Here is a 25,999-nt window from a genome sequence, read left to right on the forward strand (position 1 = left end):
AATAAACGGTATTACTTCCACTCCAGCGTTTCCATCAAACGCTGCATATCATTTTTGATATAACTCGCTGCCGGCATAATCGAATCATAATTAGGTTTGGCGTAAAAATAAACTGAACCTGTTAAGAAATGCTTTGTACTATCCGTTACATAAAATTGTGAGTTAGTTGCCGCATTTCCATTTACCTGATAAAACATACCATAAACCTTCGTTTGTTCATTCAAATAAGGCTGTTCCAGAATATCATCAGCCTTAATAACATGCTCAAAAGTAAGTTTTTGAGCATCACGTAACAACTTATTAATATTATTATTTACAGGCTTATAAGTCAAATAAATAGTTGCTTTCATCTTTGGATAAGTAATCGTAAAACCACAATCTTTCTCTCCTTTTATAATCGCTTTGGAATTCATTTCAAACGCAAACGGACATTGATTTTCAAAATGCGCATATTCGGCCACAGGATAATCCAATCGCAAATAACCCGAAGGCTTTGGCAACACCTCGTCTTTACAAGATGAAAACAACACTAAACTAAGAACACCAAGTACAATATTCAGCCGAACACTAACTCTCTTCTTATCTCTACATTTTAAATTAAACATCAATGGTAACTTTTATCTGTTTGATACGTTTTTTATCTACAACCTCTATGGTGAACAGGCAATTTTCAAAAGTAATTTTTTGCCCTTTAGCCGGGAAATTACCCGAAATTTCTAAAATAAATCCGGCTAAGGTTTCTGCCTCTCCTTTATTTTCTTCGAATATTTCCTCATCTACATCAACAATTCTATAGAAATCCTTCAAATTTATTTTCCCTTCAAAAAGATAATTTCGATCATCAATTTGAGAAAAATTAATATCCTCATCATCAAATTCATCACTAATATCCCCAACTATTTCTTCGATAACATCTTCTAGAGAAACCAATCCCGAAGTTCCTCCGTATTCATCCACAACAATAGCCAAATGACTTTTCATCGATTGGAAATCCTTCAATAAATTATCCAGTTTTTTATTTTCCGGCACAAAAAACGGCTCTCTTATTAATGTTGTCCAATCAAAATCAGGCTTGTCTATATGTGGTAACAAATCCTTAATAAACAAAACCCCTTCAATCTGGTCAATATTATCGCGGTAAACCGGAATTCTTGAATAACCTTTATCGACAATTTTAGCATACACATCAGTAAAAGACTCGGTAATTTCTAATGCAAAAATATCAATTCTGGGACTCATAACCTGTTTGGTATCAGTATTCCCAAAAGACACAATTCCTTCTAATATTTTTTGTTCATCGGTAGAAGTTTCATCAGTAGCAGTCAATTCTAAGGCCTGTGATAGTTGGTCAACTGAAAAATTAGTCTTTTGTTTTCCTAATTTATTATGCAAATAAACCGTTGCCCCGCGCATAGGAATACTAATAGGAGAAAGCAAATTATCCAAAATTGAAATAGGATAAGCAATTCTTTTAGCAAACTTAACATTATTTCTGCTGGCATATACCTTAGGCATCACTTCACCAAAAAGCAACAACAGCGAAGTCACAACAATAACTTCCAGAATGAATTTCAAAACAGGAGAAGTAATTGCGGCAAACAAATCGGAACCAATAAAGGAGAACAAAATAACAACTCCTATATTGATGAAATTATTAGCTACAAGAAGCGTTGCCAATAGTTTTTTAGGTCGTTGTAATAATTCTGAAAGGATTTTTCCTGTCGAAAGATTTTCCTGAAGCGTATCGTCAAGGTCTTTTTGCGACAGCGAAAACAAGGCTACTTCGGCTCCCGAAACTACTGCTGAACAGAAAAGCAACACAAATATTCCGGCAAAACCGAACAATAGATTGAAATCTACTGCATAAACGAAATTCAAACTGGGCTCTGGGTCCAAATTAAAAAAGATTAGTTAAACAATCAAAAAGGCAAATCATTGATAGGCAAGCCTTTGCTTGGTGTGTCAAAATTAGTGTTTTTTGCGGATTCAGAACCCTGATTTTGCTTGTTGCCCTCAGTATCTTTTTTAGTTGTTAAAAAAGTAAATTCCGTCACCTGAATTTCAGTAGTATGTTTCATCGAGCCATCTTCTGCCTGCCACTGACGGGATTTAATTCTTCCTTCCACATAAATCTTATCTCCTTTTGACAAATATTTTTCACATATCTCAGCCGCTTTATTACGCACCACTAAATTATGCCACTCAGTCGAAACAATTTTCTCATTGGTTGTCTTATTCACATAGACTTCATTTGTTGCCAACTGAAATCTTCCAATACAATTGCCTCCTTCAAAATAGTGCAACTTAACATCGTCACCCAAATGACCTATTAGCATTACCTTATTTAGTGTTCCATTCATAGTTGTAGAAATATGTGCTATCTATTTCAAAGATACATTTTTTTGCGCTGCAATTCTTATTCCGATTCAATAAAATTATGAATCACAATCGGGAAAGGATATTGACTCAAATCCTCCTTAGCAATTCCATTCTCAACCACTCCTTTTACATTGAGTTTCCAAAATTTAATATGTAAATGCTGATGCGACAATTTATGAACAATGCTTTTTTCATTACAGGCGCGCATACTTATAATAGGATTAGCAAAAAACGATTCTTGCTGAACAGCATTCGACACAAACTCAAAATCTTCTTCTTTATCGGTCTCAATCAAAGGAAACTCATATAAATTACGCCAAATTCCTTTTGAAGTTCTTTTTTGGATTAAAGTCTTTTCTTCAGCATCCGAAAGCATCAAATAATTAAAGTATCGATTCCTTACTTTTAACTTCTTCAACTTCACCGGCAATTGATCGACTTTCTTTTTTTGGAGAGCGGCACAACTATCGTTAAAAACACAAATTGTACAATCGGGATTTTTAGGAACACATTGCAAAGCACCAAACTCCATTATTGCCTGATTAAAAATTGCAGGGTTGTCTTTTGGCATTAATTCAAAAGCCAAAGCTGCAAATTCTTTTTTGGCGGAAGCCAAAGCAATATCGGTTTCCACATCAAGATAACGGGAAAGTACCCTGAACACATTCCCGTCAACAACCGGCACCGCTTCGTTATAAGAGAAAGAAGCAATTGCCGCAGCGGTATATTCGCCCACACCTTTTAATTGCAGCAAGTCCTTATATGTAGCCGGGAAAACTCCGTTTAATTCGTAAGCTATATATTGAGCTGTTTTATGCAAATTGCGAGCACGGGAATAATAACCCAATCCCTGCCATAATTTCAACACCTTTTCTTCATCGGCATTTGCCAAATCAAAAACCGTTGGAAAAGCAGTGGTAAAAGACAAAAAATACGGCATTCCCTGCGCTACTCGCGTCTGTTGGAGCATAATTTCCGAGAGCCAAATATGGTATGGATTAGTGGTATTTCGCCATGGCAAATCGCGTTTATTTTGCAAGTACCACTTTATTAACAAGTTATAAAAAATCATTATTAAATATTTGTTGACAAAAGTAAAAGTTTATGTAATTAAAATTTAATGAATTAGCTTGAATAATTGTTTTTTAAATTCATATATTTGCACACTCAAAAAAATTATTACAAAATAATAAATAAAGGAAAGAAAATGACGAAAGCAGATATCGTAGCGAAAATTTCAGAAAAGTTAGGTCTTGAAAAAGGTGATGTACAAGCAACAGTAGAGACTTTTATGGAGGAAGTAAAAACTTCATTAGAAACTGGAGACAATGTTTATTTAAGAGGTTTTGGTAGCTTTATCGTAAAGACAAGAGCTGAGAAAACAGGTAGAAATATTTCTAAGAACACTACAATTAAAATACCTGCACACAACATTCCTGCTTTCAAACCTGCAAAAGTTTTTGTAGAAGGAGTAAAAACAAACAACGAAGCAAAATAATATTAATTAATCATAAAATCGACAAGATATGCCAAGTGGTAAAAAAAGAAAGAGACATAAGGTAGCTACGCACAAAAGAAAAAAAAGAGCGAGAGCTAACCGTCACAAAAAGAAAAAGTAGTTTATAACTACTTTTTTCTTTTTAAACGTTCATTGAAATTTGGATTTCAGATTTCAGATTTTAGAATTCAGATTGCAGCATAAACTGCTTTCTGCTTTCTGAACACTGCAAACTGCTTTCCTCCGGGTTAATACCTGTTCAAAATATTGTTTAATCCATCTGTAAATAAGATTTTAGATTTTAGTCCCGATAGCTATCGGGATAGATTTTAGATTTTTCAAGTCTATTTTCTATTCTCTATATTCTATTTTCTGAAAAAACAGATAAAAATTTACAACGTGAATAAAGAATTAATCATTCGATCTAGTTCTGATTCCGTAGATTTTGCCTTATTAAAAGATGGAAAACTAATTGAATTACACAAAGAAGAAGAAACAAGCAACTTTCAGGTAGGCGATATTTTTATTGCCAAAATCAGAAAACCAGTTGCCGGACTTAACGCTGCCTTTGTAAATGTAGGTTTCGAAAAAGATGCCTTTTTACATTATCACGACTTAGGTCCAAATTTAACTTCCCAACTGAAATTCATAAAACTTGTAAGCGCAGGTAAAATAAAAGATTTCTCCCTAAAAAACTTTCAGTTTGAAAAAGAGATAGACAAAGATGGGACCATTACCGATGTAATAAACGCCAATCAATCTATCTTAGTACAAGTTGTAAAAGAACCAATATCTACCAAAGGACCAAGAATTAGCGCTGAGCTTTCTCTTGCCGGACGTTTTATTGTTTTAGTTCCTTTCTCTGATCGTGTTTCTATTTCTCAAAAAATAGAAGACAAAAAAGAAAAAGACCGACTAAAAAAACTTGTACAATCCATCAAACCAAAAGGATTTGGTGTTATTGTTCGCACAGTAGCCGAAGGCAAAAATACAGCCGAATTAGAAAAAGATTTGCAGAACCTGCTTAGCAGATGGGCTGCAATGTGTAAGAAATTACCAACTGCTCATCATCCCTCAAAAGTATTAGGCGAGCTCAACAGAGCTTCCTCAATTCTAAGAGATGTTTTCAACGATACTTTTACCAGTATTCAAATAGATGATGAAGAGTTGTACCATCAAACCAAGGATTACCTGCAAGAAATTGCTCCATCCAAACAATCTATTGTGAAGTTTTATCAATCAAACGACACACCTATTTTCGAGAAATACAATATAGAGAGACAAATCAAAACTTCTTTTGGAAAAACCGTTTCCATGAGCAAAGGCGCTTATCTTATTATTGAACACACCGAAGCTCTACACGTAATTGACGTGAACAGCGGAAACCGTTCTAATAAAGCGACTAATCAGGAAGACACAGCCATGGAAGTCAATATGATTGCCGCAGCCGAAATAGCCAGACAACTGCGTTTGCGCGATATGGGCGGTATCATAGTAGTGGATTTTATCGATATGTCTAATCCCGAAAATCGCAAAGTCCTGTTCGACTTCCTGAGGGAAGAAATGAGCGATGATAAAGCAAAACACAAAATCTTACCTCCTAGTAAATTTGGGTTAGTCCAAATTACCAGACAAAGAGTAAGACCGGAAAGAAATATTAAAACCAGAGAAGAAGATCCAAACAATGAAAATGGCGAAATTGAAGCGCCAATTCTAATCATTGACAAAATCAACGCTGACCTGGAAAGAATTTTAAAAACCCACAAAAAAGTAGTACTCAATGTACATCCGTTTGTGGCTGCATACCTCAGTAAAGGTTTTCCATCATTACGTTCAAAATGGTTTTTTGAACATAAAAAATGGGTGAAAATTATACCACGTGACGCTTACACGTATTTAGAATATCATTTCTTTGACAAAAAAGGAAATGCTATAAAAGACTAAACAAAAAACCGCTTTTCGTAAGATTGGCGGTTTTTTTGTGCCTTTTTGTTAGCTACTAATTTCTTAGTACTCTTAGCATTTTTTTCAACTTTGTATCTTTGTGGTAAAAAATATTTAAATGTTTTTCAGGAGTTTTTTTCAGCTTTTTGTCACTATCAGAGTCAGTTATTTTATACTAATAAATCGTTATATTTGAGCTTAATAAAGAAGAATGAGAAAAACACAGTACATAATAATTTCAATTTTCTTTTTGAATTGTAGCGGAATTTCGAATCAAGAAAAACAGAATTTTGGAAAAGTAAAAATTGACCATGAAACATTTGCTCAATATCCTGAATTTGAAAATTTATTTATCTGTAAAGACAGTGTTGAAGATATTGATAATGGATACTCGAAAATTGAACTCAATATTGATAATATCAAAATATTAAACTCTAAAAACGATGGTTACGAATCGACTCAAATAGAAATTAAAATTGATAAAAACTTAAAAATCGATAATGTTAATTATTCCTATAGCGATGATGTAGAAGATGGCTCAAAAACAGAATATCAAGTTATCGATGCTAAAATCAATATCAACACAAATCCATTTCTACAAGATTCGAAACAAATCACCGCTTATTATTTATTAAAAATTAGAGAAATAAATATTCCGAGTGAATTTTGGAATTTCAAAAAAGTAACTGAATATTATTTTAAAGGAAAAATTGAATGTAAATAACTTTAATCCTCACACAATTATTCACTTATAAATTCAGATAAATATATTGGCACGCAGATTTCGCAGATTTTCACAAATTAGGAGTTAATTAATAGCTTTAACAAAAGTATAATCTGCTAAAATCTGTGAAATTTGCGTGCAATTCTTATTTTATTAGTTTTTTTGTTTTTTTAATCTGTGATGTTAAATTTAAATCGCAGCCAACTTCATTACGTGTCTTTTTCTTTGCAAAAAAATCACCGTAAACAGCACTCCACAAATTGACATAGTTACACCTACTAAATTAGGAGAAGCATAATTGAATCCTGCAATTAAAGGCAAACCACCAAGGAATGCACCTAAGGCATTTCCGGTGTTGAAAGCTGCCTGAATTGCCGCCGAAGCAATCATCTCGGCTCCTACCGCAGTTTGAATCATCAACGTCTGGATTGGCGCAGCAACAGCAAAGGCGATACAACCAGTTGAAAATACTAATACCAAACTCACATAAGGATTTGACGAAAAGAAAAACACCAACAGTAAATCGATTGCCATAACCGAAAGCAACACAATAATCGTCTTTTCGGCAGAATAACGATCGGCTAATTTTCCTCCAATAAAATTTCCTAAAACCATCCCCAAACCAGCCAGCATCATAATGTAAGGAACTTCATCACCCGCAAAACCTGAAATCTCTGTTAGCAACGGTGCAATATAACTAATCCAGCAAAACAAACCTCCGGCACCAATAGCCGTAATTGAAATCACTAACCAGGCTTCGGCTTTCTTAAAAAACTGTAACTGCGTTTTCATTCCTTCTCGGGATTTAGCCTCTATATTGGGCATCCAAAAATAAAGCGAAGTAACCGTTAAAGTCCCTACAATAGCAATAATTATAAAAGTATAACGCCAGGAAAAATGATGCCCAATATAAGTTCCAAGCGGAACACCAAGAAGATTAGCAATTGTCAATCCCGCAAACATAACCGATATCGCCTGCGCTTCTTTTCCCTTATCAGCAAGTCGGCTGGCAACCACAGCCCCAACTCCAAAAAAAGCACCATGTGGTAATCCTGAAAGCAATCGCACTGCAAATAAAAACTCATAATTAGGAGCTATAATCGAAAGCGTATTAAACGCAGTAATCATTGTCGCCAGAATCAAAAGTGTTTTCTTAGGCGGATAATTTCTTGTGATAATCACTAACAAAGGCGCACCAATAACCACTCCGAGCGCATATGCCGAAATTAAATATCCCGCAACAGGAATGCTGATATCTAAATTTTTAGCAATATCAGGCAATATCCCCATCATTACAAATTCGGTTATTCCTATCGTTAAACCACCCAAAGCGAGTGAAAGCAAACTTTTTTTCATTTTATTCTATAAAGAGTTTCTGGACTAATGCAGCATTTTAAAAAGCTGCAATCTATTTTACTTTGCAAATTTACAGATAACAATAGTAAAGAAATTGTAACTTTACAATATAAACTTGCAACTATAGGCTATGAAAACATTAAATCAATTTGACACCTTATTAATTGATGAATTTGAGGAAGACCAATACCATCTTCCCAGACATAGCCACACCTATTATGAGATTATCTATATTATGAAAGGAAACGGAATTCATCAATTAAACAAAAACCTGCTTCCCTATCAGGCGGGAGACTTGTTTGTGCTTTCGACTGACGACGAACATTATTTTGACATTAAAAAAACAACCCGCTTCTTCTTTATAAAATTCACCGACACCTATTTCAATTCGAATAAAAAACTGTCTTGTGATGAATTTCTACTCAATACGCCCGAGAATTTCATGCGCGATAAATACCTCAAAGAAAACGTACTGAAATTGAATACCACTTGCACAAGTATATTAAAAAACACCATCGACAATATCAGAGCCTACAATAGCATTGCTAATATTTCAACTTCCCCAATTGTATTCTATCAAATCTTATCCATCTTTGGATTAATAAAAGAAAGCCTGCAACAGCAAAACATCAAAATTACTGGCTCAGGAATAGACAACGACCAGATTATTTCCTATATCCACCAAAATATTTACAAACCAAAACTGGTTCAGATTAAGACTATCGCAGAACATTTTAACATTTCCCATAGTTATTTTGGAACTTATTTTAAGCGTAATTTTTCCATAAGCTATAGAGATTACACTAACAAACTACGAACCCAATTAATAGAAAAACGAATTCTAAACAAGCAATTATCAATGAAACAAATTGCTTTTGAATTTGGCTTCACCGATGAAAGTCATTTATCGAATTATTTTAAAAAGCAAAGAAGTTTAAAACCTAGTTCGGTTAAGAAACTATAAACCTACTTCCTCCTCGAAGCAAAAAAACGTTTCATCAAATCAGAAGCTTCATCAGCCATAATTCCGGAAACAACAGTAGTTTTAGGATGCAGTTTAGTTCCCATACTCAAAAATCCCCGTTGCTCATCACGCGCTCCAAAAACAATTTTAGAAATTTGGCTCCAGTACAAAGCTCCGGCGCACATCTGGCAGGGTTCAAGCGTAACATACAGCGTACAATCTTTCAAATATTTTCCACCCAAATAATTAGCCGCCGCCGTTATCGACTGCATTTCGGCATGAGCAGTAACATCATTTAGCATTTCGGTTAAATTATGACTTCTTGCAATAATGGTATTATTGACAACAACAACAGCTCCCACAGGAATTTCACCTTTTTCAAAAGCCATTTCGGCTTCCTGTAAAGCTTTTTTCATAAAATAGTCGTCGGTGAAAGGATTTATCATAAATCTGCTAAATGGGAATTGTTATGTCGAAAAACAAAAATAGAAAACAAAAACCGTAAATTTGCCTTTTTTGAATTTCCAATGAAAAACAATTTACTCGAACACATCAATAATCCAACCGATTTACGCCAACTCGACGAAGCCCAACTTCCTCAGCTGGCACAGGAATTGCGCGATTTTATTATTGATATCGTTTCGGTAAAAGAAGGTCATTTGGGAGCCAGTTTAGGTGTTATCGAATTAACAATTGCTTTGCATTATGTTTTTAACACACCTGATGACTCTTTGATTTGGGATGTGGGGCACCAGGCTTACGGACATAAAATCCTCACAGGCCGAAAAGATGTTTTTCAAACCAACAGACAATTAAACGGAATTTCAGGATTTCCTAAAAGAAGCGAAAGTATTTATGATGCCTTTGGTGTAGGTCATTCCTCTACTTCTATTTCGGCAGCTTTGGGAATAGCAATTGCCTCTAATTTGAATGGCGATTTCGAAAAACAGCATATCGCAGTTATTGGCGATGCTTCGATAGCTTCAGGAATGGCTTTTGAAGGCTTAAATCATGCCGGAGTTACCAATGCCAATTTATTAGTAATTCTGAATGACAATGCTATCGGAATCGACCCAAGTGTTGGAGCTCTGAAAAACTATCTTACCGCAGTAAAAGAAGGAAAAAATCCGAGGCAAAATAACATGATTAAGTCTTTGAATTTTAACTATTCAGGACCAATAGACGGCAATGATATTTTTGCCGTTATCAAGGAATTAAAGCGTTTACAAAAAATAAAAGGACCAAAATTCCTTCACGTTATTACCACTAAAGGCAAAGGACTGCAACAAGCTGAAGAAAATCAAGTGCAATACCATGCTCCGGGAAAATTTGATGCAGCTACCGGAGAAATCATACCAAAATCAGAAGAAAATCTTCCTCCAAAATACCAGGATGTTTTTGGCTTGACCGTATTGGATTTGGCACAAAAAAATAAAAAAATAGTCGGAATCACACCCGCAATGCCTACAGGAAGTTCGTTGAAATTCATGATGGATGCTTTGCCTGAACGAGCTTTTGATGTGGGTATTGCCGAGCAACACGCCGTAACCTTAGCCGCCGGAATGGCAACACAGGGAATGATTGTTTTTTGCAATATCTATTCTACTTTTTTACAAAGAGCTTATGATCAGGTCATTCACGATGTGGCTTTACAAAAATTACCGGTTATTTTTTGTCTGGACAGAGCGGGACTTGTTGGCGAAGACGGAGCAACCCATCACGGCGTTTTTGATATTGCTTATTTACGCTGTATCCCCAACCTTATTATCTATGCTCCGGCAAACGAAATTGCTTTACAAAACATACTCTATACTGCTCAATTAGGACTTGGAAATCCTATTGCTATTCGTTATCCACGTGGTCGAGGAATTATTACTAATTGGAAAAAAGAACATTTTGGTCATTATCAAAATGTTGAAATCGGGAAAGCAAATTGCGTCAAAGACGGAACAGAAATCGCTGTTTTATCTACTGGAACTATCGGAAATAACGTGATTCAGGCATTAGCCGAAATGGAAAATCCGGATCAAATTGCCCATTATGATTTTGCATTTGTAAAACCATTGGACGAGAATTTATTACACGAAATATTCAAACAATTTAAAAACATCATTACTATTGAAGATGGCACAATTATTGGTGGCTTTGGGAGTGCTGTTTTAGAATTTGCCGCTCATTATAATTATCATTCTAATATTAGAACATTAGGAATTTCGGATGAATTTATCGAGCAGGCTACAGTCAATCAATTACAACAATATTGTAAAATTGACGTTAAAGCATTAAAATTACTTTTTTTTAGTTATTTAAACAGTTAATTTTTGAGATCAAAACTTAAGTTTATAATGAAAGTACAAAACATAGCCCTTCTTATAGTCTTCTTGTTATTCATGACTAATAATAGTGTTTTTTCACAGGAAGTTACCGACACCATTTCTGCTGATACTATTAAAAAAAAGATAATCCTTCCGGTATTAAGCGACAATTTTTACAGAAAACCACCTCCGGTAAAACTAAAATACAGTTTTGCGAGAGAAATTGCGCTACCTGAACCTGAAAAAAAACTTCCTTCACACTGGACTAAGAAAAACGTACTCGGATTTGACATTTCCGAAATTGCATTTGTCAATTGGAGTGCAGGGGGAACCAGCTCTATTTCCGGCTTACTGAAAGGAGATTTCAACAGAACCTACGAGAAAAAACTATTGAAATGGGTAAACGAACTTAGTGTCAGATACGGGATGAACAAACAGGACGGAATAGAAGTTCGTAAAACCGATGATGCTTTTCAATTCAACTCTACCTTTGGTCACAGACACGACCCGGAGAGCAATTGGTTTCATTCGGCTAAACTGAATTTCAATACCCAGTTAACCAATGGATACAAATATCCTAATAAAGAAAATCCTATTTCAAGACTTTTTGCTCCGGCCTATATGTTTCTTGGTTTCGGGGCTGAGAATAGCACAAAATCTAAAAATCGTGTTTTCTACCTTTCTCCTTTTACTTATAAAGCGACTTTAGTTTGGGATCAGGAATTAGCCGATAAAGGTGCTTTTGGGGTTGAAAAAGCGATATATGACGCAGAAGGAAACTTAATTAAAAACGGAAAAAAATCTAAAAACGAATTGGGTTTTTTGATTACCAATAAATACAAAAAAGAGATATACAAAAACGTAATATTCGTAAACAGTTTAAGCCTTTACTCTGACTATGTAAACAAATTTGGCAACGTTGATGTCGATTGCGATTTAGCCTTAAATTTAGTGGTCAACCAATATGTAAAAGCCAATATTGGTACGCGAATTTTATACGACGACGACATCAAAAACAAAACAGAAGTAGCAGGAGTTCAGGTTACCGAAGGACCTAAAGTACAACTAAAACAAGTATTAGGTGTAGGACTGACCTATGCTTTCTAAGACTCAACTTTTTTTGTTTCCGTTAATTGTTTTGTACAATTCCAGTGCATTTCCATCAGTAAGCAAGGACACATAATGGCAAATATGCAACAGGCGATCGTAAAGATTTTCCTTTTCCAGATTGTGTTTTTCAGGCAATAATTTCAATATTAGTTTATCATAATTAGAAGCCGTTTCGTTGAATTTATTGTCATAAGCGGTAATAAATTTATCCAATAAGGTTTGGATAATTTGGTAACCCACTAATTCTTTTTCAATCACTTCGCGACTTTGGTAGATTTTATCAATACTAATTTTGATAATATCATCCATTTGGGCTTTGTATTTACTTTTATCCATCAATGCAAAAGGAAATTTGCCTTGCAAAATAGCTTCTTCATTGGCAATAAATACTTTTACAGCATCATTAATTAAACTACTGATTGCCAAAGCACGCAAATAACTGATTCGATCTTCTTTAGTTTCTAAAGTTTTGTATTTAGAAGTATTAATACTGTCCTTCACTAATTTAATCAGGTATTCCAAAGCAAAATCTTCGGAAACCAAACCTAAATTAATGCCGTCTTCAAAGTCAATAATGGTATAGCAAATATCATCAGCCGCTTCAACCAGATAAGCCAAAGGATGTCTTTCAAAACCAATATCATCTCCTGATTTATTTGGAATCAAACCCATATCTTTTGCAGCTTCCTGAAAAAACGCCTTATCTGCCTGAAAAAAACCGTATTTTTTATCAGAGATATTACGGGTTGGCTTTTTAGGCAGACTTTCTTTTGGATATTTCATAAAAGCACCTAAGGTAGCATAGGAAATTCGCAGCCCGCCTTCAATTCCGGGACGACTCGATGTCATTACCGAAAAGCCATTGGCATTTCCCTCAAAATCTATTAAATCCTGCCATTGTTTTGGAGTCAAAAACTCCTGGTATTTTTTTCCATTCCCTTTAGAAAAATACTCTCCAATAGCTTTTTCCCCCGAATGTCCAAAAGGAGGATTTCCAATATCATGCGCCAAAGAAGCTGCAGCCACAATAGCACCAAAATCGTTCATGTGAAATCCGTGAACTTCTTTTAAATACGGATATTTTTCAATGATTTTTTTTCCAACCAAACGCCCTAAAGAACGTCCCACAACTGAAACTTCCAGACTATGCGTCAAACGGGTGTGCACAAAATCAGTTTTCGACAGCGGAATAACCTGAGTTTTATCCTGTAAACTTCTAAAAGCAGCCGAGAAAATAATACGATCATAATCTACTTCAAAACCTAAACGGGTATCGTCTTGTTCAATTCGTAATCTTTTACTCGTGTCTCCTTGGCGTTTAAGTGATAAAAGTTGTTCCCAGTTCATTTTGATTTTTGATTGAAGATTAGCGTCCCGATAGCTATCGGTATTGATTTTAGATTTAAAAACTCAAAAATACATTTTATTTTAGGACTTTATCAAAACAAAATGCTTAAAAACCCGTCATTGGGAAGAAACTAAAAAAGCTTTAATCGAAATGGTTGCCGCTGCAAAACAAATGCGTGTAGCCATAGAAAACACTACAATTACCTAATAGTTTTTTTACAAAAAAGCCCTGATTGATTAATTTCAATCGGGGCTTTTCATTCTGATATTTTTGCTATAACTGAGCCATTGTTTCCAAAGACCGGAGTTCTCTCTGCATTTTTCTCAATCTTCGCTTTTTAACCACATAAGTACCCGAAAAACGATCATGCCAGCCTCTGGAATCAGCGCCAAAAAACGTAAAAGCTTCAAAAGGTATAAAGCGATAACATGTTCTGATAAAAAATCTCCCTTTAGAAGGCTTAGAGCCATCAGCGTTAACAACGATAGTGTGGGTTATTAACTTAGCAATGGTTCGCGAAAAATACACTTCGGTAAAATAACAATATAAAAAAGCCACTATAGCCGAATAAAAACCTACTTCAAAAACACTGAGATTTTCTACCCAATTAGAAAGAGCAAAATTATTGGCAGACAGAGCCACCAAAATAATGGTCGTTCCTAAACTTAACACGATGATATAAATAAACATCAAATCGATACAAAGATTAAGAAAACGCTGCAATTGAGTAGCGTATAAATCATCTGTTATTGTAAATGCTCCACTTTTCATGACTACTATTTTTAGTATTAAAACCAAAGAAACACCAACAAACTTAACTATCTCAAATATAAGGAATTATTAGCAGAAAACAGAAAGAAAGCTAATTTTATGTTTTCGATTAAAACAAAAAAAAACAGCTACCAAAATTGATAACTGTTTCTATTTTATGCTTATTTTCAAATTACGCTCCACACATTTCGCAATCCTCAGGACCGCCTGCTTGGGCTTGTAAAATCATCTTTTTATAATCCTCAATATCAATCGCTTCTGTTTTAATTTCTTCAGCAACTGGCTGTTCTTTTTTATCGTTATTTAAAGTAAATTTAATTGCATCCACAGCCGATTTAGTTCTTAAATAGTACATTCCTGTTTTCAATCCAGATTGCCAAGCATAAAAGTGCATTGATGTTAATTTAGCGTAATTAGCATCCTGCATAAACAAGTTCAATGATTGTGATTGATCAATAAAATACCCTCTTTGACGAGACATATCAATAATGTCTTTCATTGACATTTCCCAAACAGTTTTGTACAACTCTTTCAAGTCTTGTGGAATCACATCAATATTTTGAACCGATCCGTTGTGACGCATGATTTCCTGTTTCAGGCTTTCGTTCCACAATCCGCGCTCTACTAAATCATGTAATAAATGTTTGTTTACCACAATAAATTCTCCTGATAATACACGACGGGTATAAATATTAGAAGTATATGGTTCGAAAGCTTCGTTATTACCTAAAATTTGAGAAGTAGAAGCAGTAGGCATTGGAGCAACCAATAAAGAGTTACGCACACCGTGTTCCATCACTTCTTTTCTTAATGAAGCCCAGTCCCAACGACCTGATAAATCCTCATCTTTTAATCCCCACATATTGTGTTGGAATTCTCCTTTAGAAATTGGAGAGCCTTCATAAGTAGAATACGGTCCTTCTTCTTTAGCCATTTCCATAGAAGCGGTAACAGCTGCAAAGTATAAAGTTTCGAAAATTTCCTGATTCAGTTTTTTAGCAGCATCACTGGTAAACGGCATACGCAACATAATGAAAGCATCAGCCAAACCTTGCACTCCTAAACCAACCGGTCTATGACGCATATTAGAATTTTCTGCTTCCGGAACCGGATAGTAGTTTCTATCAATAACCTTATTTAAGTTTCTGGTAACACGTTTTGTCACATTAAATAAAGCTTCATGGTTAAATTCACCGTTTTCAACAAACATTGGCAATGAAAGTGAAGCCAGGTTACAAACCGCAATTTCATCCTTAGAAGTGTACTCCATAATTTCAGTACACAAGTTAGAAGAACGAATAACTCCTAAATTCTTTTGGTTTGATTTACGGTTAACAGAATCTTTGTATAACATGTATGGCGTTCCTGTCTCGATTTGAGATTCCAGGATTTTCTCCCATAATTCACGTGCTCTGATAGTTTTTCTACCTTTTCCTTTGGCTTCATAATCGGTATATAAAGCTTCGAATTCGTCTCCATAAACATCATACAATCCAGGACATTCGTTAGGACACATTAAAGTCCAGGCTCCATCTTCCTGTACACGTTTCATGAACAAATCAGAAGTCCACATCGCGAAGAATAAATCTCTCGCTCGCATTTCTTCTTTTCCGGTGTTCTTTTTCAAATCTAAGAATTCGAAAATATCAGCATGCCAGGTTTCGATGTAAATCGCAAAACTACCTTTGCGTTTTCCTCCACCCTGATCTACATAACGAGCCGTATCATTAAAAACTCTCAACATCGGAACAATTCCGTTTGAAGTTCCGTTTGTTCCGCGAATGTAAGAACCTGTAGCACGAACATTATGAATAGAAAGTCCGATTCCTCCCGCTGATTGGGAAATTTTTGCTGTTTGTTTCAAAGTATCGTAAATTCCGTCGATACTGTCATCCTGCATTGCTAAAAGGAAGCAAGAAGACATTTGAGGTTTTGGTGTACCAGCGTTGAATAATGTTGGTGTTGCATGCGTAAAAAACTTTTTAGACATTAAGTCGTAAGTTTCTAAAACAGCCTGTAAGTCATCTAAGTGAATTCCAACAGCCACACGCATTAACATATGTTGTGGTCTTTCAACAATTTTCCCGTTTATTTTTAACAAATAAGAACGTTCCAATGTTTTGAAACCAAAATAATCATAATTAAAATCTCTTGTATAAATAATATGAGAATCTAAGAAAGCCGCATTTTCCTGAATTACTTTGAAAACTTCATCCGAAATTAACGGAGCATCCTGTCCATTTCTTGGATTCACATAATGATACATTTCGGTCATAGTTTCCGAAAATGATTTTTTTGTATTCGAATGCAAGTTTGAAATTGCAATTCTCGCTGCCAACTGAGCATAATCCGGATGCGCAATGGTCATCGAAGCTGCAGTCTCAGCCGCTAAATTATCTAACTCTGACGTAGAAACACCATCATATAATCCTTCAATCACGCGCATTGCCACTTTTACGGCATCCACTAAATCATTTAAACCATAGCAAAGTTTTTTAATTCTTTCTGTGATTTTGTCGAACATTACTGGCTCTTTGTGGCCGTCTCTTTTTACTACGTACATAAGTTTTGGGTTTTGTAAAACAGGGAATCCCTTCGCTGTTTTTGGTTATTTGTAATCTTGTTTTGTGCCCGGCAGGCATTAAAGCACAAGGCTTTAATTATTTTTTACCCGAAAAACGAGTCTTTTTTTCTTAAAATTTAGTCGCTAAATATTAAAAATCAGCGTCGAATGAAATTTCCTGAGCATCAGAATCATTAGCCTTTCCACTGTTTAAAACTCCTGCTTTTTGATATTCGGATACTTTTTTCTCAAAGAAATTTGTTTTTCCCTGAAGCGAAATCATATCCATAAAATCGAATGGATTGGCTGTATTGTACACTCTTTCACAACCTAATTCTACTAACAATCTATCAGTAACAAACTCTAAATATTGCGTCATTAAACCAGCGTTCATTCCAATCAAACTCACCGGAAGTGATTCGGTGATAAATTCTCTTTCGATATCCAAAGCGTTTACGATAATTTCTTTGATTCTTTCTTTTGGTACTTTATTCACCAAGTGGTGGTTGTGTAAATGCACCGCAAAATCACAGTGAACACCTTCATCGCGGGAAATCAATTCGTTAGAAAACGTTAATCCCGGCATTAAACCACGTTTTTTCAACCAATAAATAGAACAGAAAGCACCTGAGAAAAAGATTCCTTCTACAGCTGCAAAAGCAATCAGTCTTTCAGCAAAAGAATCAGATTCAATCCATTTCAAAGCCCAATCCGCTTTTTTTCTAATTGCAGGAAAAACATCTAAAGCATTAAACAATTCATCTTTTTCTTTTTCGTCTTTTACATACGTATCAATCAAAAGCGAATACGTTTCACTATGAATGTTTTCCATCATAATTTGGAAACCATAGAAAAATTTAGCTTCAGCATATTGTACCTCATTTACAAAATTCTCAGCTAAGTTTTCGTTTACAATTCCGTCAGAAGCAGCGAAGAAAGCTAAAATATGTTTGATAAAATATTTCTCATCCGAATTCAACTTGTTGTTCCAATCATGTAAGTCCTGAGATAAATCGATTTCTTCAGCGGTCCAAAAACTAGCCTCCATCTTTTTATACCATTCCCAAATATCATGGTGTTTAATAGGAAATATTACGAAACGATTTTTATTTTCTTGTAAAATGGGTTCTACTTGCGACATTGCTATTATTTTTATATGAGATTTTTAGATGTTTTTTGCTTTTAGAAGCTTTACAAAGATTATGAAATATTGCGGTAATTAAAAGTCAAACTTATTCACAATAACCCCTAGTTTTTAACAAAAATACAAAATTAAAGATTTTTCAACAAAAAAAGCAATCATTTCACAATCAAATACTTATAATCCAATAAAAATTATAAAGCACGGTAAAATATAGTATTTAAACAATACAAAACAAGAAAACAAAACACTTTATTTTCACTTATTTATTTCAATAAAAAAGGATAAAAAAAGTTGTCAACACAAAATATTGAATCGTTAATAATTTTAAACAGTCATTAACACAATTATATGTAGATATGTACTATTTTTGAAAAACGAAAAACCGACATATGTTTTTTACGCATATATCGGTCTTTCAATTATTCTATCTTTCGATAAATAATTTCACCACATCAACAACTAGGTGTCCTAAACCAACAATTGATGGAGTGACTTTCCAAAATTTGAGCCAAAGACTTTCGGGGTCCGTAGGCTCTTTTTTATTTAATATCATATTACAAAGATTGCGAAATGTTGCGGTAATTAAAAGTCAAACTTATTCACAATACACCCTAGTTTTTAACAAAAAACAAAAAACTAGTCTTCTTTTCAAAAACACAACAACTAACTAAATATCAACAGATTAAAAATCTGAGTTTTAACTGAATCACCGTAAAATATAGGATTTAAACAACACAAAACAAGAAAAAAACAGTTTATTTTGACTTGACTTTTGCCCATTCACGAGCTACTAATTCAAGCTCTAAATACCAGTCTTCACCAAACCTTCTAATCAAAGCCTCTTTGACAAATTTATACACCGGAACTTCCAATTCTTTACCCAAAGAACAGGCATCATCACAGATATCCCATTTATCATAATTAACCGCCGCAAACTCGGTAAAATCTTTTACTCTAATTGGATACAAATGACAGGAAACCGGTTTTTTCCAATCAACAATCCCCTGATTATAGGCTTGTTCAATACCGCAAAGTGCGGTTTTACCATCAAAAATCACATAAGCACAATCCTTATTGTCGATTAATGGTGTTTCCATATCTCCGTCAGTTCCTTTTACCCAGGTACCCTGAGCTTCAATAGCCTCTATTCCTTCTTTGCGTAAAAAAGGCTTTACTTTAGGAAATATTTCCTCCAAAATTTTAGCTTCCTCTTCATTTAAAGGCGCACCTGCATCACCATCAACACAGCAGGCTCCGTGACAGGCTGAAAGATTACAAACAAATTCTTTTTCTAAAATATCTTCCGAAACTATGGTTTTTCCTAATTGAAACATGGATTGATTTACTATAATTTATAAAATGCAAAGATAATCAATCCATAACTTACACTATGAGGCAAAAACTGTTTTATACCTAACTTTAACTAAATTCGAGCCTATTTAAAACGAAAAAAAACAAGCATTAAGCCACAAAGAACCTACACCCACAAAAATAACACAACTAATTAAAATTCAAATTGTTACAATTCTATTTTAACACTTTGCTGTTAAATTATACGGTCGTAATGTTAAAGGACTATTGCTCTAAACATTTTTTTTATAATTTTACCCCGTAATTTAGCCTGTAGAAACAACTTGAATTTCAATCTACAAGCCAACACTAATATCATGAAAATCTTTACTAACATCTTAGTGTTTCTAGCATCAGCACTGGTTATTTTCAACATCACTCAATTGGATTTCAACAATCTTTTTGGAGGAGATAATGCAGTAGCTTTTATTGGAATTGCTGCTTCTTGTTGTGCCATCTTAATTTTGTTGATTTTTAGAATGTCTAAAAAAATAGACGACAAAATGAACGACAAACTATAATCAATATGTTTGACGTACTTATAATTGGAGGCGGAGTTTCCGGAATGTCATGCGCTTTAGTTCTTGGCTCAGCCAAAAACAAAAGTTTTGCAACCGACAAGGAAATCGGCATTATCACTCACCAAAAGTCCTCTTCACTACAAGACGCTTTATTTAATAATGCTTATGGTATTCCGGCAGGAAAATTAGGTTCGGAATTACTTAGCGAAAGTATTGTTCATTTGAGCGAAAGCTACCCTCATATTACACAAATTCAAAACGAAAAAGTAATTCGAATTGAAGGTGAATCGCCTAATTTCAATGTCATCACCAACAAAAATAGTTACAAAACAAAAGCTATTGTGATAGGCATAGGTTCCGCAAATACATTTGCCATCGAAGGATTAATGCAATATGTTATTCCACATCAAAAAGCACTTGCTGAAAAACAAAGAATACAATTAAAAAATAATGACCACAAAGTAACCGAAGGCATTTACACTATAGGAACATTAGCCGGATGGAGAAGCCAGCTTGCCATTGCTGCTGGAAGCGGTGCTGCTGTTGCTACCGACATCCTTACTTTATGGAATAACGGCGTGCAGACTCACGCCCACGACAGCATTCGATAAAAATATTTTAAAAATAAACCATTAAGGGATTAAGAAAATTTAGCCGCAACGCTTAATAAACTTAATCCCTTAATGGTTTACAAAAAAATCTTATTTTTTATTTCACAGAAACTATCTCTTTGACTTTTATATATTTCTCCGAATTCGTTTTCCAGATTTCACCTTTTAAAGTCACTTTTTCACCTGCTTTAACAACTCTATAATTTTCATCTCCGAGATTAACCCGGCTGATAGTTGCTATATAAATTTCGTTTTTAGCCGTTTTTACGTTTGCCGTGTAACCGTCTTTGGCAAATTCAACCGACGTTACATTTCCTTCCAGCTGATTTTTAGCTCTCATACCAGCGCATGAAAAAAAGACAGCAATTAAACCCGCTAAAAAAACAACCCAAATCTTTTTCATAATTACAACCTTATTATTTTTTATTTAAAACTATCTTAATCATCACATCGTCTTTCAACATAATATCATAATAAGCCTTTTCACCATACAATTGCCTTGCAAACTCAGCATTCAAATAACGTTTAATGACCGTTTTACTTTTCTCCAATTGCAATTCTCTGGCGTGTATGGAAATCAGATTCTTAAAAAGAATAAAATATTCGTCGGTAGCATTCATTTTCTTTAAAAACTGTTCAAACGAAAGTCCTTTAAAACCATTCCTGTTTTTATCCAATTGTTCAAAAACAAAATTCCCAACAATCCCGGATTCCATCAAATAAACCGTTGCCTCATTGGCATTTCCAAATTCGAGTGGAACAAAAACATCCGGGACAATCCCACCGCCGCCATACACAAGTCGTCCTTTAGTGGTTTTATATCGCACACTATCATCCACTTTTATACTGTCTTTATCATACAGTTCTCCATTTTGAAAACGGGATTCCGACTCTTTAAAATACTGTTCTTCTCCTTTAGAATACGGTTTTTGAATCGATCTTCCCGTAGGCGTGTAATATCGCGCTACCGTCAATCGCACCGCCGAACCATCATTAAAATCTATTTCTCTTTGCACCAATCCTTTCCCAAAAGAACGACGCCCCACAATAGTTCCCCTGTCATTATCCTGAATTGCACCTGCCAGAATTTCGCTGGCCGAAGCCGAATTTTCATTAATTAAAACAAACAATCGACCCGCTTCAAAATCGCCTTTTTTAGTAGCGTACGTTTTATCGACTCTTCCTCTTTTATTTTTTGTAAAAACAATTAGCTTTCTATTAGCCAATAATTCATCGGCTATAGCAATGGCTTCTTCCATATAACCGCCTCCATTGTCGCGAAGATCAATAACCAGCGATTTTGCTCCTTGTTTTTTAAGCCGAATCAAATTGGACCTAAATTCCTCATAGGTAGTTTCGGCAAAACGATTGATTTTAATATATGCCGTTATTGGGTTTAACATCAAACCAACATCGACACTTTTGAGAGGAATTACACCCCGCCTGATTTTAAAATTAATTTTTTTCTTTTCAGAATTTCTGTAAACAGTAAGCAAGACTTCAGAACCTTCTTTTCCTTTGAGTTTAGAAAACAACGTATCCGTAGGCAGTTTTCGCCCAAATAATTTTGTCCCATTGGCATACAAAATTCGGTCGCCGGCTTTAATTCCTGCTTTTGCCGAAGGCCCATTTTCAATAGGCTGAACAATAGCTACCGTGTCTTTATAAATGTAAAACCGAACACCAATACCCACAAAATCACCTTTCATGTTCTCTGCAACTGCTGCCTGTTCCGTTGGAGGAACATAAACTGAATGCGGATCTAATTGAGCCAGAATATTATCGACGGTTTTATCAACAATCGAATCGGTATCAACATCATCAACATATTCATTATTAATAAAATCGATCAGCTGATTGAGTTTGGCTTTCGAACTATTTGCTGTTGAAAACTGATTTTCTGCTGAAAAACCCAACATACCTCCAATAAATATCCCTATCGCCAGAATAGCGCTAACATAAATTGGGATATATTTACTATCTATTTTCACCTTTAGTCTTCTAATTCAGGAATATGATCTACAATTACACCTGCTTTTTTCAAAAACTGAATTCCTGAATCATCACGATATCCGTTTTGATACACTACTCTTTTAATTCCGGACTGGTGAATTAACTTACTGCATTCTTTACAAGGAGAAAGCGTGATATAAAGCGTAGCACCTTCACAGGACTGGGTTGATCTTGCCACTTTTAGAATTGCATTGGCTTCGGCATGCAACACATCCCATCTTGTCAAGCCTTCTTCATCTTCGCAGCAATTATCAAAACCGGAAGGCGTACCGTTATAACCATCCGAAATAATCATTCTGTCTTTAACAATAATAGCCCCTACCTGCTTGCGTTTGCAATAAGACAAAAGTCCCCATTCCTTAGCAATGCGCAAATAAGCCTTATCGTATTTATTTAATTTCTTTTGTTCCATAATCTATCTTAACCAAATTTCATTACCAATAATAATTGGCAAAACTACTCCAATAATAAATGCCGACATAACCAAAGTCCAGTCTCTTTTAGAAAATCGAAAAACAGTTTGCACTATATATGCCAAAATCAAAACCACCAGCATCACTATCAGCTGAGCTGCTTCGATTCCTAATGCAAATTCTAATACAGCTAACAACTTAGAAGTTGCCGTTCCGTAATGAATGGATTTAAAAGTATTCAAAAAACCTAAACCATGAATGATCCCAAAGAAAAGTGTGATAAAAAAAACCAAATTAATACTTTCTTTTTTACCCGACTTTCCGGCGGTAAAAAGATGAAACAAAGCCACTATCAAAATGGTAAAAGGAATCAACAATTCGATTACAGCTACTTTGACAGCAATAATTCCGTAAATGGTCAATAACAAAGCAATGGTATGTCCTAAAGTAAATGTAGTTACTAAGATTAAAATGCGTTTCCAGTCTTTAAAAGCAAGCGGAATTGCAAGTGCAATAAGAAACAAAATATGGTCGTAGGAATAGATATTTAAAATATGTTTTAATCCTAATTGAAAATAAATTAAAAATTGGGACATCGAATACATTATTTGATTGATATAGGGATTGTAAACTTACGATTAATTTTGAAACCCTCAATTTAATTGCGAATTCCTTTAAAATAAAATTGATTCTAAATTATATTTCCTTCTAAATAAAATCCAAAAGAAAATCAATAATTTAAAAATTGAAGTATATTTGTCTAATAAAAAAACACAATAATTATGTCATTTTCAGATTTATTTGATAGCGAATTTAAACAAAGAAACAAAGGTCATTTTGCTGCAATTGTTCGTGTTGCTCTAACTGATGGTATTGTTTCTGAAGAAGAGAAAGCTTTCATCAACAAACTAGCTACAAAACTTGAAATTGCACCTTCAGAATACGAAGAGATTTTAGAAAATCCGGCAATTCACCCAATCAACCCACCTTATTTATATTCTCAAAGACTGGAGCGTTTGTACGATTTAGCACGAATGGTTCATGTTGATCATCAGTTAGGAGACAAACAAGAGGTCGTTTTAAGAAAAATCGGAATTGGACTGGGTTTTACACCAAGCAACGTAAATCACATCGTGGCAAAAGCCTTATCATTAGTTGACAAAAAAGTAGATTTTGACACTTTTGCTTACGAAATGCAAAACATGCACAAGTAATATTACTTTATTACATACAACAAAAAAGCTCTTGAGAATTTTCAAGAGCTTTTTCATTTATTGGAATAATTATCCAAAACTATTATTTTGCTGCCTTAAGCATAAATTCCTCAGCCTTAGCAACCATATTATAACTTCCGCAGAAAAACGGCACTCGCTCGTGTAATTCTGTTGGTTTAATTTCCATAATTCGTCTAAAACCATCCGATGCTTTTCCTCCGGCCTGTTCAGCAATAAAAGCCATTGGATTGCACTCATAAAGCAATCTTAATTTACCTTTAGGTGCCTTAGAACTTGTAGGATAAATATAAATTCCTCCTTTAATCATATTTCGATGAATATCTGAAACTAAACTACCAATATATCTTGAAGTATATGGTCGGTCTCCTTCTTCGGCCTGACAGTATTTAATATAATCCTTAACTCCCTGAGGAAACTGAATATAATGCCCTTCATTAACAGAATAAATATGCCCGTCAGGAGCAAATTTCATATCAGGATGCGACAGGTAAAAAGTACCAATAGCCGGGTTCAGCGTAAATCCGTTTACCCCGTCTCCTGTAGTGTAAACTAACATTGTAGATGTACCATAAATTACATAACCTGCGGCTACCTGCATGGTTCCCGGTTGTAAAAAATCTTCAATTGAAACCGGAGTTCCTACCGGAGTAACACGTCTGTAAACCGAGAAAACAGTTCCTACCGAAACATTCACATCAATATTAGACGAACCATCTAAAGGATCCATCAAAACCACATATTTATTTTTATGTCCTTTGTCTTTTCCTTCAACAGTAATGAAATCATCATTTTCTTCCGATGCAATTCCGCAAACAATCTCACGATTTTTTAAAGTTTGAATAAAAACCTCATTGGCATAAACATCTAATTTCTGCTGATCTTCTCCCTGAATATTAGTTTCTCCGGCTGCTCCGGTTATATCAACTAATCCTGCTTTATTCACTTTATAGCTCACAACTTTTGCTGCAAGGCGAATTGAATTGATTATTCGGGATAATTCTCCGGATGAATATTGAAATGATTTTTGGTTGTCAATAATAAACTCTCCTAAGGTGGTTGCTCTTTCTTCCATTTACGAAATCGATATAATTGTATTTGAGGTAACAAATATCGTTTTTTTTGTGATAATGATTCAATAAAACTTACTTAGTTTGGCAGTATTGTATATTTGCTAATAATTAGCAGTCTATCAGATTTCAGGAAAGCCTTATTGTTAAATTTTAAACCAAAAAATACGAATCTATGAATATTAGAGCAGGTAAAAAAGAAGACATGAAGGCGGTTCTTAGTCTTATTCAGGAGCTGGCGGAATTTGAAAAAGAGCCCGATGCCGTTATCGTAACAGAAGAAGATTTAATTAGGGATGGTTTTGGTGACCACCCTTTATTTCATGTTTTTGTTGCCGAAATAAACTCTGAGATTGTTGGGATTGCCCTTTATTATTACCGCTATTCCACCTGGAAAGGAAAAATTATCCATCTTGAGGATTTGGTAGTAAAAAATAATATGCGGGGCAAAGGAGTAGGCTATGCACTATATTCTGAAATTATTAAACAGGCACAAAGAGATAAAGTAAAAAGAATTGACTGGCATGTGCTGGACTGGAATACACCGGCAATTGATTTTTATGAAAAAACAGGAGCTAAAGTATTCAGCGAATGGCAGCTTGCTCAAATGGATGAAGCCGGGATTGCCGATTTTACAGAAAGTAGATTAAAACAATATTAGAAAAAAATATAT

Annotated in this window: 26 protein-coding genes; 10 read left to right on the forward strand and 16 right to left on the reverse strand. The window is 34.7% G+C overall.

Features of this window, described 5'->3' with window-relative positions:
• Nucleotides 1-11: 11 nt before the first annotated feature.
• The 4 genes from gldD to mutY are packed head-to-tail and all read right to left on the reverse strand — an operon-like array spanning nucleotide 12 to nucleotide 3,451.
• Nucleotides 12-605, reverse strand: coding sequence for a gliding motility lipoprotein GldD (gldD, locus tag IEV84_RS10225; protein ID WP_188494183.1), 594 nt, complete (start codon nucleotides 603-605; stop codon nucleotides 12-14).
• Nucleotides 598-1,896, reverse strand: a complete 1,299-nt coding sequence (locus IEV84_RS10230) for a gliding motility-associated protein GldE (RefSeq protein WP_188494184.1) — start codon at nucleotides 1,894-1,896, stop codon at nucleotides 598-600. The genes gldD and IEV84_RS10230 overlap by 8 nt, the downstream gene beginning before the upstream one ends.
• Before the next feature lie 23 nt (nucleotides 1,897-1,919).
• The gene (locus tag IEV84_RS10235) at nucleotides 1,920-2,360 is read right to left on the reverse strand and encodes a single-stranded DNA-binding protein (protein WP_188494185.1); all 441 of its coding nucleotides are present in this window, start codon (nucleotides 2,358-2,360) and stop codon (nucleotides 1,920-1,922) included.
• Between the two features lie 56 nt (nucleotides 2,361-2,416).
• Complete coding sequence (gene mutY, locus IEV84_RS10240; protein WP_188494186.1) at nucleotides 2,417-3,451, reverse strand: A/G-specific adenine glycosylase; 1,035 nt, start codon at nucleotides 3,449-3,451, stop codon at nucleotides 2,417-2,419.
• Between the two features lie 87 nt (nucleotides 3,452-3,538).
• Between mutY and IEV84_RS10245 the strand changes: the two genes are divergently transcribed.
• From IEV84_RS10245 to IEV84_RS10255, 3 genes are all read left to right on the forward strand, one after another.
• A complete protein-coding gene (locus IEV84_RS10245) occupies nucleotides 3,539-3,877 on the forward strand; it encodes an HU family DNA-binding protein (RefSeq protein WP_262486540.1) in 339 nt (112 codons plus the stop codon).
• A 399-nt stretch (nucleotides 3,878-4,276) separates the two neighbouring features.
• Entirely contained in the window at nucleotides 4,277-5,821 is a 1,545-nt protein-coding gene (locus IEV84_RS10250) for an Rne/Rng family ribonuclease (protein ID WP_188494187.1), read from the forward strand.
• A gap of 211 nt (nucleotides 5,822-6,032) precedes the next feature.
• A complete protein-coding gene (locus tag IEV84_RS10255) occupies nucleotides 6,033-6,545 on the forward strand; it encodes a hypothetical protein (protein ID WP_188494188.1) in 513 nt (170 codons plus the stop codon).
• A 189-nt stretch (nucleotides 6,546-6,734) separates the two neighbouring features.
• On the opposite strand, the gene IEV84_RS10260 is transcribed toward IEV84_RS10255, so the two are convergent.
• Nucleotides 6,735-7,901 (reverse strand): MFS transporter, encoded by a 1,167-nt coding sequence (locus IEV84_RS10260; RefSeq protein WP_188494189.1) that lies wholly within the window; start codon nucleotides 7,899-7,901, stop codon nucleotides 6,735-6,737.
• A 130-nt stretch (nucleotides 7,902-8,031) separates the two neighbouring features.
• Between IEV84_RS10260 and IEV84_RS10265 the strand changes: the two genes are divergently transcribed.
• Nucleotides 8,032-8,865, forward strand: a complete 834-nt coding sequence (locus IEV84_RS10265; RefSeq protein WP_188494190.1) for an AraC family transcriptional regulator — start codon at nucleotides 8,032-8,034, stop codon at nucleotides 8,863-8,865.
• 2 nt (nucleotides 8,866-8,867) lie between these two features.
• Here IEV84_RS10265 and IEV84_RS10270 read toward each other — a convergent pair whose 3' ends face one another.
• Nucleotides 8,868-9,311 carry a nucleoside deaminase gene (locus IEV84_RS10270; RefSeq protein WP_188494191.1) on the reverse strand — a complete coding sequence of 148 codons (444 nt, stop codon included), beginning with the start codon at nucleotides 9,309-9,311 and terminating at the stop codon, nucleotides 8,868-8,870.
• Nucleotides 9,312-9,392: 81 nt separating this feature from the next.
• On the opposite strand from IEV84_RS10270, the gene IEV84_RS10275 reads away from it, so the two are divergent.
• Both IEV84_RS10275 and IEV84_RS10280 read left to right on the forward strand, forming a co-directional pair.
• A complete protein-coding gene (locus tag IEV84_RS10275; protein ID WP_188494192.1) occupies nucleotides 9,393-11,183 on the forward strand; it encodes a 1-deoxy-D-xylulose-5-phosphate synthase in 1,791 nt (596 codons plus the stop codon).
• A 27-nt stretch (nucleotides 11,184-11,210) separates the two neighbouring features.
• The gene (locus tag IEV84_RS10280; protein ID WP_229732654.1) at nucleotides 11,211-12,287 is read left to right on the forward strand and encodes a DUF3078 domain-containing protein; all 1,077 of its coding nucleotides are present in this window, start codon (nucleotides 11,211-11,213) and stop codon (nucleotides 12,285-12,287) included.
• 3 nt (nucleotides 12,288-12,290) lie between these two features.
• On the opposite strand, the gene IEV84_RS10285 is transcribed toward IEV84_RS10280, so the two are convergent.
• The 5 genes from IEV84_RS10285 to IEV84_RS10305 form a co-directional block, all read right to left on the reverse strand.
• The gene (locus tag IEV84_RS10285; RefSeq protein ID WP_188494193.1) at nucleotides 12,291-13,637 is read right to left on the reverse strand and encodes a deoxyguanosinetriphosphate triphosphohydrolase; all 1,347 of its coding nucleotides are present in this window, start codon (nucleotides 13,635-13,637) and stop codon (nucleotides 12,291-12,293) included.
• Between the two features lie 274 nt (nucleotides 13,638-13,911).
• Entirely contained in the window at nucleotides 13,912-14,409 is a 498-nt protein-coding gene (locus tag IEV84_RS10290) for an RDD family protein (RefSeq protein WP_188494194.1), read from the reverse strand.
• Nucleotides 14,410-14,581: 172 nt separating this feature from the next.
• The gene (locus IEV84_RS10295; RefSeq protein ID WP_188494195.1) at nucleotides 14,582-16,972 is read right to left on the reverse strand and encodes a ribonucleoside-diphosphate reductase subunit alpha; all 2,391 of its coding nucleotides are present in this window, start codon (nucleotides 16,970-16,972) and stop codon (nucleotides 14,582-14,584) included.
• A 151-nt stretch (nucleotides 16,973-17,123) separates the two neighbouring features.
• A complete protein-coding gene (locus IEV84_RS10300) occupies nucleotides 17,124-18,113 on the reverse strand; it encodes a ribonucleotide-diphosphate reductase subunit beta (protein ID WP_188494196.1) in 990 nt (329 codons plus the stop codon).
• Nucleotides 18,114-18,871: 758 nt separating this feature from the next.
• Complete coding sequence (locus tag IEV84_RS10305) at nucleotides 18,872-19,450, reverse strand: DUF3109 family protein (RefSeq protein ID WP_188494197.1); 579 nt, start codon at nucleotides 19,448-19,450, stop codon at nucleotides 18,872-18,874.
• A 333-nt stretch (nucleotides 19,451-19,783) separates the two neighbouring features.
• Here IEV84_RS10305 and IEV84_RS10310 point away from each other — a divergent pair, with 333 nt between their 5' ends.
• Together IEV84_RS10310 and IEV84_RS10315 are read left to right on the forward strand one after the other, a co-directional pair.
• The gene (locus tag IEV84_RS10310; protein ID WP_188494198.1) at nucleotides 19,784-19,987 is read left to right on the forward strand and encodes a hypothetical protein; all 204 of its coding nucleotides are present in this window, start codon (nucleotides 19,784-19,786) and stop codon (nucleotides 19,985-19,987) included.
• Nucleotides 19,988-19,992: 5 nt separating this feature from the next.
• A complete protein-coding gene (locus tag IEV84_RS10315; RefSeq protein WP_188494199.1) occupies nucleotides 19,993-20,598 on the forward strand; it encodes an FAD-dependent oxidoreductase in 606 nt (201 codons plus the stop codon).
• Nucleotides 20,599-20,695: 97 nt separating this feature from the next.
• Here IEV84_RS10315 and IEV84_RS10320 read toward each other — a convergent pair whose 3' ends face one another.
• Genes IEV84_RS10320 through IEV84_RS10335 form a run of 4 tightly spaced genes read right to left on the reverse strand, consistent with a single transcriptional unit; the run spans nucleotide 20,696 to nucleotide 23,620 of the window.
• On the reverse strand, nucleotides 20,696-21,001 hold the full coding sequence (locus IEV84_RS10320; protein WP_188494200.1) for a hypothetical protein: 306 nt from the start codon (nucleotides 20,999-21,001) through the stop codon (nucleotides 20,696-20,698).
• Between the two features lie 13 nt (nucleotides 21,002-21,014).
• Nucleotides 21,015-22,589 (reverse strand): S41 family peptidase, encoded by a 1,575-nt coding sequence (locus IEV84_RS10325; protein WP_188494201.1) that lies wholly within the window; start codon nucleotides 22,587-22,589, stop codon nucleotides 21,015-21,017.
• Between the two features lie 2 nt (nucleotides 22,590-22,591).
• The gene (locus IEV84_RS10330) at nucleotides 22,592-23,023 is read right to left on the reverse strand and encodes a deoxycytidylate deaminase (RefSeq protein WP_071184654.1); all 432 of its coding nucleotides are present in this window, start codon (nucleotides 23,021-23,023) and stop codon (nucleotides 22,592-22,594) included.
• A gap of 3 nt (nucleotides 23,024-23,026) precedes the next feature.
• Nucleotides 23,027-23,620 (reverse strand): HupE/UreJ family protein, encoded by a 594-nt coding sequence (locus IEV84_RS10335; protein WP_188494202.1) that lies wholly within the window; start codon nucleotides 23,618-23,620, stop codon nucleotides 23,027-23,029.
• 186 nt (nucleotides 23,621-23,806) lie between these two features.
• Here IEV84_RS10335 and IEV84_RS10340 point away from each other — a divergent pair, with 186 nt between their 5' ends.
• Nucleotides 23,807-24,238 (forward strand): tellurite resistance TerB family protein, encoded by a 432-nt coding sequence (locus IEV84_RS10340; protein ID WP_188494203.1) that lies wholly within the window; start codon nucleotides 23,807-23,809, stop codon nucleotides 24,236-24,238.
• A gap of 82 nt (nucleotides 24,239-24,320) precedes the next feature.
• Here the strand turns inward: IEV84_RS10340 and fbp are convergent, their stop codons facing one another.
• The gene (fbp, locus tag IEV84_RS10345) at nucleotides 24,321-25,331 is read right to left on the reverse strand and encodes a class 1 fructose-bisphosphatase (protein WP_188494204.1); all 1,011 of its coding nucleotides are present in this window, start codon (nucleotides 25,329-25,331) and stop codon (nucleotides 24,321-24,323) included.
• A gap of 170 nt (nucleotides 25,332-25,501) precedes the next feature.
• Here fbp and IEV84_RS10350 point away from each other — a divergent pair, with 170 nt between their 5' ends.
• Nucleotides 25,502-25,987 (forward strand): GNAT family N-acetyltransferase, encoded by a 486-nt coding sequence (locus IEV84_RS10350; RefSeq protein ID WP_188494205.1) that lies wholly within the window; start codon nucleotides 25,502-25,504, stop codon nucleotides 25,985-25,987.
• Nucleotides 25,988-25,999 lie beyond the last annotated feature (12 nt).

The organism is Flavobacterium palustre (assembly GCF_014639535.1).
Classification (GTDB): Bacteria; Bacteroidota; Bacteroidia; order Flavobacteriales; family Flavobacteriaceae; genus Flavobacterium; species Flavobacterium palustre.

Coding starts and splice junctions, on each gene's coding strand:
- gldD (WP_188494183.1), bottom strand. CDS start 605: ATGTTTAATTTAAAATGTAGAGATAAGAAGAGAGTTAGTGTTCGGCTG.
- IEV84_RS10235 (WP_188494185.1), bottom strand. CDS start 2,360: ATGAATGGAACACTAAATAAGGTAATGCTAATAGGTCATTTGGGTGAC.
- mutY (WP_188494186.1), bottom strand. CDS start 3,451: ATGATTTTTTATAACTTGTTAATAAAGTGGTACTTGCAAAATAAACGC.
- IEV84_RS10255 (WP_188494188.1), top strand. CDS start 6,033: ATGAGAAAAACACAGTACATAATAATTTCAATTTTCTTTTTGAATTGT.
- IEV84_RS10260 (WP_188494189.1), bottom strand. CDS start 7,901: ATGAAAAAAAGTTTGCTTTCACTCGCTTTGGGTGGTTTAACGATAGGA.
- IEV84_RS10265 (WP_188494190.1), top strand. CDS start 8,032: ATGAAAACATTAAATCAATTTGACACCTTATTAATTGATGAATTTGAG.
- IEV84_RS10270 (WP_188494191.1), bottom strand. CDS start 9,311: ATGATAAATCCTTTCACCGACGACTATTTTATGAAAAAAGCTTTACAG.
- IEV84_RS10275 (WP_188494192.1), top strand. CDS start 9,393: ATGAAAAACAATTTACTCGAACACATCAATAATCCAACCGATTTACGC.
- IEV84_RS10280 (WP_229732654.1), top strand. CDS start 11,211: ATGAAAGTACAAAACATAGCCCTTCTTATAGTCTTCTTGTTATTCATG.
- IEV84_RS10285 (WP_188494193.1), bottom strand. CDS start 13,637: ATGAACTGGGAACAACTTTTATCACTTAAACGCCAAGGAGACACGAGT.
- IEV84_RS10290 (WP_188494194.1), bottom strand. CDS start 14,409: ATGAAAAGTGGAGCATTTACAATAACAGATGATTTATACGCTACTCAA.
- IEV84_RS10295 (WP_188494195.1), bottom strand. CDS start 16,972: ATGTACGTAGTAAAAAGAGACGGCCACAAAGAGCCAGTAATGTTCGAC.
- IEV84_RS10300 (WP_188494196.1), bottom strand. CDS start 18,113: ATGTCGCAAGTAGAACCCATTTTACAAGAAAATAAAAATCGTTTCGTA.
- IEV84_RS10305 (WP_188494197.1), bottom strand. CDS start 19,450: ATGTTTCAATTAGGAAAAACCATAGTTTCGGAAGATATTTTAGAAAAA.
- IEV84_RS10310 (WP_188494198.1), top strand. CDS start 19,784: ATGAAAATCTTTACTAACATCTTAGTGTTTCTAGCATCAGCACTGGTT.
- IEV84_RS10315 (WP_188494199.1), top strand. CDS start 19,993: ATGTTTGACGTACTTATAATTGGAGGCGGAGTTTCCGGAATGTCATGC.
- IEV84_RS10320 (WP_188494200.1), bottom strand. CDS start 21,001: ATGAAAAAGATTTGGGTTGTTTTTTTAGCGGGTTTAATTGCTGTCTTT.
- IEV84_RS10330 (WP_071184654.1), bottom strand. CDS start 23,023: ATGGAACAAAAGAAATTAAATAAATACGATAAGGCTTATTTGCGCATT.
- IEV84_RS10335 (WP_188494202.1), bottom strand. CDS start 23,620: ATGTCCCAATTTTTAATTTATTTTCAATTAGGATTAAAACATATTTTA.
- IEV84_RS10340 (WP_188494203.1), top strand. CDS start 23,807: ATGTCATTTTCAGATTTATTTGATAGCGAATTTAAACAAAGAAACAAA.
- fbp (WP_188494204.1), bottom strand. CDS start 25,331: ATGGAAGAAAGAGCAACCACCTTAGGAGAGTTTATTATTGACAACCAA.
- IEV84_RS10350 (WP_188494205.1), top strand. CDS start 25,502: ATGAATATTAGAGCAGGTAAAAAAGAAGACATGAAGGCGGTTCTTAGT.